Raw genomic sequence first — 6879 nt, forward strand, 5'->3', positions numbered from 1 at the left:
GTCCTGGCCGGCGTGGCCGCGAGCGAGCAGGTCTATCTGCTAAGGGATCATGCGAGCGACCTCTATGCCTTGGATCGCATCGAAGAGACGCATCCGCAGCTCGAGGGTGATCGGATCGCCCGCCGAGAATTGTCGGCACGCAAATCGTTGATCGCCGAAATAGTACGCAGCGACTTGCTGAAGGCGTTCTCTGAGGCCCGCTGGTGGGCATTCGGTGACAGTGCAAGAGAGGCTTCCGGCAAGAAACTCGATGGCCGGGAACTGACCGTCTTGGCGTCAGCGCTTGCGACGGTTGCTTTCAGCAGGGCCCCCGTCATCCAATCGGAGTTGCTCTACCGGGATAAGCCCTCGACTGCCGCCATGGCGGGCCTGAGGACCTTGATGCATGCCATGGTTTCGAAGTCGGACGTGGCAGACTTGGGGATCGAGAACTTCCCGGTCGAGCGCGGGCTCTATCTGACGATCGTTCAGCCGTTGGGCCTTCATCGGCAGGACGATAAGGGCGTGTGGCGCTTCGCCGATCCTGCGGATGACGAAGCGGGCAAGACACTGAAGCCTGCCTGGACAGTGCTGGGCGAGAAGCGGGTGAACCTGGCCGAACTCTTCGACACCTGGGCCGCGCGGCCCTATGGCATCAAGCGCGGCGTCATGCCCGTGCTGGCATTGTCCTATCTGCTGGCGCACAGAAACGCGGTGGCGGTCTATGTCGACGGCGCCTTCCAGCCAGCCATAGACGATATCGTGGCCGACCGCATTCTGCAGGATCCGGCAGCTATCGAATTCCGCCGGATTTCGCGCTCCAAGCGTGATGACGCGTTCGTCCAGCAGCTCGCCGCGCTTCTTTCGACTGAAACAAGCCCCGTTGAAGCGAAGGCCCTCCCGGTCGCATCGGCGCTCTATCAGCGTTTTCATGCTCTTCCGCTGTGGGCACAGCGCACTCAGATGCTGGCCGAAAATGTTCGTAAGGTTAGGGACATTGTGCTGAAGGCCAGCGACCCTGAAGCGCTGCTGTTCTCTGACCTTGCGTCCGCCCTTGAAGGAGAGCCCGATCCCGGGGTCAGTGTGGTGGCGGCTCTGAACAAGGCTGAGTACGCCTATCCGAAAATGCTGGAGACCCTCCGCAAGAGCCTGGCCGAGCATTTGGGAGTCGACCCGACGACATTTGAGGGTATTGGGCCGCGTTCTTCTACCGCCTCGGGCGTGTCGGCTGAACTGCGCGTCGATGCCTTCATCATGCGTGCCGGCGCTTTCGAGGGAAGCAACGGCGACATTGAAGGATTGGCGAGCCTGCTCGTTCACAAGCCGCCGCGCAACTGGTCCGACCGCGAGCAAGAACAGGCCATGTTCGAAATGGCCAAACTCTGCCTGCGCTTTCGCGAAGCAGAGACATTCGCCGCAGTTCGTGACCGCTCGCCAACCTCCCAGGCTATTTCAGTCATGGTCGGGTTGGATCCGAAGGCAAAACCGCTCTTTCACGCTTTCCAAGTGTCAGAGCAGGAGCTTGCGGCTGCAGACATGGCGGCAGACGACTTGATGGCACAGCTTCGCCAGAGGGGCATGAGGCCGGCCGTGGAGCTTGCCGCTCTCGCACGCGTCGTAGAACGCCTTTCCGAAGGCAAGGGATTGGAGCCAGCATGACCAGTGCGGTGCGTGAGCGTCATATCCTCGGGATATCGGGGGGTCGCGATAGCGCGGCACTTGCCGTCCATATGCGGCAGACCCGGCCGGAGCTCGATCTCGAATACTTCTTCACCGACACCGGCAAGGAGCTGGAAGAGGTGTATTCGTTCCTCGACAAGCTTGAGGGGTTCCTGGGCAAACCGATCACCCGGCTTAATCCGGACCGGGATTTCGACTTCTGGCTTAAGGAATACAATCACTTCCTGCCCTCCCCCAAAACTCGGTGGTGCACGCGGCAGCTCAAGCTCCGACCGCTCGAGCAATGGCTGCGTGAGGACCTCGATGCCGGGGTGGTCGTGCATTCCTACGTGGCCATTCGGGCTGATGAACCAAGTCGGGAAGGCTATCAGGCGACCCATGGCAACATGCAGGTGCATTTCCCTCTTCGAGAGGACGGCATTAGTCGGGCAGGCGTGATCGAAACACTCGAAAGCGCCGGCCTGGGCGAGCCCGAGTACTATCGGTGGCGGACTCGTTCGGGCTGCACGTTCTGTTTCTTCCAGCAGAAAATCGAGTGGGTGCGCTTGATGAGGGAGCACCCGGACGCGTTTGACGAGGCCAAGGGATATGAGAAGACCGCCCGCGATCACGGCTCACCCTTCACGTGGAGCCAGGGAGAGGGGCTAGACGAGCTCAGCGCGCCGGCGCGTGTTGACGAGATCGAGCGCGAGTTCGAGCAGCGCCGCGCGCGACTCTTGGCTCGGCGCCGCGTGAACCCGCTCGCCGGCAATGTTGTGCCTACAATCGATGACGTTTACGGAATTGACGAGGCCGCGGCAGGATGTGTGATCTGCCACAAGTGACAGGGTGAGGTGTCGCGTCGTGGCGACCCGCGCATTGCGACTGCCAAAGAGCTGTCCACGGCAAAGTCATCGGCATTGGGCCGGAAGTCAGGGGGAGTTTCTTGACACCTTCGCTTGATGCTGGGCTGCTGGGGATTTAGAGCAGTCAGTTCTGTCTGGATATTGCCGACCGAGGGGGCCACTTGTTCAAAATATCTGCCCGCACAGTCTTGGAGCTGGGCGCCGAGCTAATTAGCTCGGATATCATTGCCTTCTACGAACTCATCAAGAATGCCATCGACGCCCATTCTCGAAAAGGGGTGGAGCTGGCATTCAATGTCCCGCTTCGGCGCAACTCCTATCTTAAGATTCGTGCCCGTGCTCTCGAGGCGAGCAGCGCCGAGGCGCTCAGTGACCTTTGCAGCGATCTCGAGAGTCGCCTCGACCCTACCGCCACCGACGCTCGCGCATCATTCGCGCCAGCTCTGGCGAGCAAGTCCATCGAAGACTTCATTGCCAACCTCGATGACGGTTACGCCGCAGCCAACACCATAACCGTCTCCGATACAGGGGACGGCATGTCGATGGTCGAACTGAAACGCTACTACCTGACCATCGGAACCCCTTCGCGCAAACACGAGGTCGACAGCTCGATCGCCACTGGCCGGGCGACGACGCCCTATTTGGGTGAGAAGGGCATCGGGCGTCTTTCCGCCATGCGGCTAGGCGAGCGCCTGAGAGTTGAGACTGCGAAGTCCGACGATCGGACCGTCAACGTTTTAGACATCAACTGGAAAGCCTTCGCTGATCTTGATGCCATGATTGAGGACGTGAAGTTCGAACCTCGTTCTGGCGGCGCGAAGCCGGATGGGGCTTGGAGCGGCACACGTCTGACCATTGGTGACCTCCGGGAGGACTGGACCGAGGCGCGCCTGCTACAATTCGCTCGGTACGACTTCGCCCGACTTACTGATCCCTTCCTTGACCCTAAAAAACGACCCCGCATTGTCCTTTCCTGGAACGGAACGCGCATCCCTATCGACTTTATGGACAAGACGCTTCTGGAAGCCGCCCACGCTTCCTTTACGGGCAGATATGAGGTCAAGGAGGGGAAGCCCGAGCTGTTTGTCCGAATGGACGCGGTCAACCTTGGTTACCCCCATCCGCGGGAGTCGGACGTCTTGACACTCACGGAGCCCGATCTCGAGGGTCTCCTCACCGGAACCTCGGGAGAAATTCCATCGACTGCGCTTGTCTCCGTTGGACCCTTCTACTTCGAAGGTTACTGGTACAATCGGCGCCACTTCACCGCGATCGACGGCATCGGTACGCGCAATGACGTTCGCGACCTGCAGAAGACTTGGAGCGGAATTCTGCTCTTTCGCGATGGCTTCCGCGTTTTTCCCTATGGCGATGAGGAGGATGACTGGCTCGGCCTAGACAGGCGCGCGCTCGGCCGCACCGGATATGTCCTGAACAAAAACCAGTTTGTCGGACACGTTCAGATCACGCGGGCAGGCAACCCTCACCTGCTCGATCAAACCAATCGCGAAGGTCTCCGGGTCAACCCCGAACAAGCTGCCTTCGTTCAAGTCCTGGGCCATGTCATCAAGGACCTACTGTGGGGCTTCTTTAAGGACGTGGACAGGCGACATAAGCTCACTCCAGTTGAACTCGGCGACATGAAATCGCAAATCGACGAGCTGAAATCGCGCGCCTCTGCCGCGGTTGCCCGAGTTCGGAGGCTGGTTCCCAAGGACGAACAAGATGTCGTCGATGACCTTCAGCATGCACTCGTCGAGTTCCAAGATCTCACCGCACGAGCTCAGAAACGCATCGAAGAAGTCGAAGCGGATGGCAAGCAAATGATTCAAATGGCCGGCGTGGGACTGATGGTCGAGGTCGTGGCTCATGAGCTCGCGCGCGCAACCGAGGGCGCATTGCAAGCTCTGGAGGCTCTAAAAGGCCGAGACCTGCCATCCGAGCTCAAGGCGCGCCTCGACACCTTGCGCTCCGAAATGAAAAGTGTGTCCAAGCGGCTGCGCGTACTTGATCAGCTCAGCGTTTCAGGTCGTCAGCGCTCCGAAACATTCGATCTCGCAGAGCTCTTCGACGACATTCAAGAGGGCCACGCGGCGCAATTCGCGCGCCACGGCGTGGTGCTCAAGATCAACAAGCCCAAAAATCCCATTCGGGTGCGACTTGTAAAGGGCATGGTGATTCAGATCATTGAGAACCTGCTTTCCAACTCTCTCTATTGGATACAGATGCGGCAAAACCGGGAGCCGCGGCTCGTTCCCACCATAACCGTCACCATCGAAAGCAATCCGCCCACTATCACGTTCGAGGACAATGGTAGCGGCATAGCACACGATCACATCGAAAAGATCTTCCGACCTTTTTGGTCGCTGAAGGAAAAGTCGAAGCGACGCGGTCTAGGGCTCTATATTGCGAAAGAGAACGCCGAACATCTCGGCGGCACCTTGTCGATATCAGACAAGCAGGATTCGCAGACACGTCGGCATAACGAGTTTGTTCTTGAGCTACCAGAAGCGGCGTTCGTCCCATGACACTTAATGCGCTTCTTAAGGACAAGGGCATCCAGACGGCGGTCATCATCGATGACGCCTATGACGAGGTGCCCAAGGCAAGCGACATCGATGCGGACGCATGGTCGACATTCTTTGCTGATGCCGGCGCGTACGAAAACGTTTTGGTGGAGCTCTTCCCGGACTACGAGAACATCGACGGGTCCGAGCTAATCCATAATGATGCTTTCGTGACGGCCGTATGGAAGGGGAAGGAGGGGCTGGCGGGCCTCGCGAGTGAACTCTTCACGGATTACGAAAACAACAAAAAGGCCGACACCAAATTTCTCGCTGACCTCGAAGTCGCACTGGGTACTTTTGGAATTACCCCGATCCGCATGGGACGGGCCGTTGTCGAGGCGGCCAAAACTGCCGATATCATCTTCGCCGATCTCTTTCTCGGAAACCTCCAAGAGCCCGATGACATTGCGCAGTCAATCACGCTGGTGAAGGAGCTGATGGCAGCACGTCAAGCCTCGCCGCCGCCGGTGGTGCTCATGTCACGCAGCCACCTATTGAACGACAAGCGAGCCGACTTCCGGGACCAGGCGAAGCTGCTTGGGGCCCTGTTTAGGTTTTATCGCAAGGATGATTTGCTTAAGGCGGACAATCTTCCACGTACGCTAGAGCGCTTAGCGACGCACCTCGTTGATGCGGTAAAGATCGCAACTTTCCTATCGAACTACGAAGGGAGCCTCAAAGAGGCGGCGGCCCGTTTCTTCAAGACCGTAAGACGGCTCGATCTCTCTGACTATGGTGAGATCAGTCAGTTGCTTTTGAACTTCGAAGGGCAGCCGCTAGGCAGCTATCTTGTCGACGTGTTTGATAGCGCCCTCCAGTTTGAGATCGAGGCGGATGGGCCCACGATCGAGGCGGCCCGCGCGCTCGAGGAGGTCGATCTCAGTCTCTATCCCGCTCCCCATATTGCCGGAACCAGTGACCTCCAGCATCTCGTTCATCAGACCGTCTGGCAGCATCGCGCACGTCTTGGTGTGGCCACCAACAAACTCGAACCCTCGATTGCTTTTGGCGATGTTTTCCTGCGCCGAGACTATCCCGCACCCAGCCAGGACAAAGACCTTCGCGACGCATTCATCGTGATGACGCCGGCATGCGATCTCGTGCGCGAAGAGGGTACGAAACGAATTCTGTTGCTCGCCGGCGACGTCACTCCGTTGACACACACGTCGTGGGACTACGGCAATTCGCTGACAACGCCTCTGGGCCGTTTAGAGGACGGCAGCGCCATTCGACTGGAATGGGATGCAAAAGACTTGCGATCCGAGAATCGCGCAACAATTGGAAAACTGCTTGTGGCTGACGGACCCTATTTCCTGTTTCAGCGAATGCGGGAAAACTACGCGCTCGACCTGCAACAATCGCTGCTAACGCGCCTTGGTCGGGTGGGATTGCCCGCCAAGATGCCGGCGACGTTTCCTGTGACAGTCACCGTCTCGTATTTCGACGACACAAAGACCCTGCAAACCCTCAACCTGCCGACGCTCGCTCAAGATGGAGCGGTCTGCTACCTCGGACGTGACGAGGATAATGCCGAGAATGCCCGCCTCGTCATGACTGAAGCCGCTATCGACGAACTGATGGCCACGGTCGCGGCAATTCCTGACGATAAAGTCATTCCGAAGGGCAAGGATCCGCTCAAAGCCCTCAAAACAACCGACACTTTAGCCCGGCTTCTGCAACGGGGCCTGCCGCTTGGCAAACTGGCTGGCGGATATGGCGAGATCCGCTCCCACGAGAAACCTGCGGACGGCACAAAGCCTGCGCTTTTGGGTTTCATCACCAGAAACCCAGAGGCAAAGCAAAACACC

3 protein-coding genes and 1 pseudogene are annotated in these 6879 nt (G+C 58.6%); all 4 read left to right on the forward strand.

All coding sequences use genetic code 11. The features are described from left to right. Positions 1-1638, forward strand: a pseudogene (locus EOA13_RS38200) (hypothetical protein); the annotation flags it as partial. Beyond that, entirely contained in the window at positions 1635-2483 is an 849-nt protein-coding gene (locus EOA13_RS36165) for a phosphoadenosine phosphosulfate reductase family protein (RefSeq protein ID WP_206535357.1), read from the forward strand. The pseudogene EOA13_RS38200 and the gene EOA13_RS36165, both read left to right, overlap by 4 nt. Positions 2484-2665: 182 nt before the next feature. Further along, entirely contained in the window at positions 2666-5032 is a 2367-nt protein-coding gene (locus tag EOA13_RS36170; RefSeq protein ID WP_127297919.1) for a sensor histidine kinase, read from the forward strand. Next, positions 5029-6879: hypothetical protein (locus EOA13_RS36175; protein ID WP_127297920.1), on the forward strand; the 1851-nt coding region annotated here is incomplete at its 3' end. The genes EOA13_RS36170 and EOA13_RS36175, both read left to right, overlap by 4 nt.

The sequence above is a fragment of the Mesorhizobium sp. M7A.F.Ca.US.011.01.1.1 genome, assembly GCF_003998295.1.
Lineage (GTDB): Bacteria > Pseudomonadota > Alphaproteobacteria > Rhizobiales > Rhizobiaceae > Mesorhizobium.